We start from the raw sequence: 1,296 nt of genomic DNA on the forward strand, positions 1-1,296 counted from the left end.
CCCGCCGAGCTGGTCGCCCGCTTCCGTGCCGCGGCCTCGCCGGGCGCCGGACGGCTCGCGGTGCACCTCGCCGCCGCCCCGCTGTTCCTGCCCGTCATGCAGCTCGTCCAGCGCACCATGCAGCCCGACTCCGGGCCGGCCGAACTCTCCGAGGTGCTGCTCGGCGGGCTGCTGACCCGCGCGGACGGCGAGGGCCCGGCCGCCGGGCCCGAGGGCCAGTGGTACGCCTTCGTTCCCGGCGTGCAGGAGGTGCTGCTGCGCTCCCTGGGCCGGGGCGAGGCCCTGCTGGTGCTCAAGCACTGCTCGGAATACGTCGAACAGCGCTTCGGCAAGGGCGGGCCGAACTTCCCCGCTCTCGCGATCGCCCGGCTCACCGGCGACCGGGAGGACGGCCGGCAGCCCGCCGACGGCGCCGTGCCGGCGGGCGGCGACGACCCGGCGCGGAGCGGCGGCGGGCGCGCCCCGCAGCCGTTCGCCGAGGTCGCGGCCAAGGTGCTGGAACGGTTCATACCGCTCACGGCCCAGCTGCGGCCCGGCGGCGTGACGGCCGGTGACGGCGGCAGCGGCCCGCCCGACCCCTCCTCGACGGTCCGTACGGCGCGTGCGCTGCTCGACCGGTACACCGCGGACGGCATGGTGCAGGACCTCCTCGACGCCGTGCAGCTGCTGCGGCGCGCCGCGGAACGCGAGGTGCCGCGCGGTGCCGACCCCCAGCTCTGGACCGAACTCGCCGAGAGCCTGCTCGTGCTGTGGCGCCTCCAGGGCGGCCGTGCCCTGCTGCGCGAGGCCCAGGACGCCGCGATGCTCGCCGCCTCCCGGGCGGGCGCGGTGCGGCCGCGCGCCGCGCTGGCCCGGGTGCTGCACGCCGCCGCGCTGGACCACCGCTCCTCCGGCGACCTGTCCGGTGCGCTGGAGCTGCTGCGCCGCGCCGACCGCGAGTTCACCGCGGTGTACGCCGCGGCGGGGCTCGACCCCCGCGAGGCGCTCGGCATCACCCTGGAACGGGCCCGGGTCCTGGAGGAGCAGTGGCTGCTCGGCGGGGACAGCGGGCTGCTCCAGGAGACCGTCGGCATGCTGGAGGCGTTCGCCGACGCCTGGCCGGTCGGCGAGGCGCAGCCCGGCGAACTCCCGCTGGCGCACGGCCGGGCCCTGCTGCGGCTCGCCCGGACGGCACCCGACCGCGAACAGGCCGCGGTGCACGCGGCCCAGGCCGCCGACTCCTTCCGGCACGCCCGGACCGCCCTGGCGGCCGAGGGCACGGCCGGGGACGAGCTGACCAAGGTCGTCCTGGACGAG

Annotated in this window: 1 pseudogene; it reads left to right on the forward strand. The window is 78.1% G+C overall.

The features are described from left to right. Positions 1 to 1,296, forward strand: a pseudogene (locus GCU69_RS32575) (SAV_2336 N-terminal domain-related protein); the annotation flags it as partial.

The sequence above is a fragment of the Streptomyces lycii genome, assembly GCF_009735685.1.
GTDB classification, from domain to species: domain Bacteria; phylum Actinomycetota; class Actinomycetes; order Streptomycetales; family Streptomycetaceae; genus Streptomyces; species Streptomyces lycii.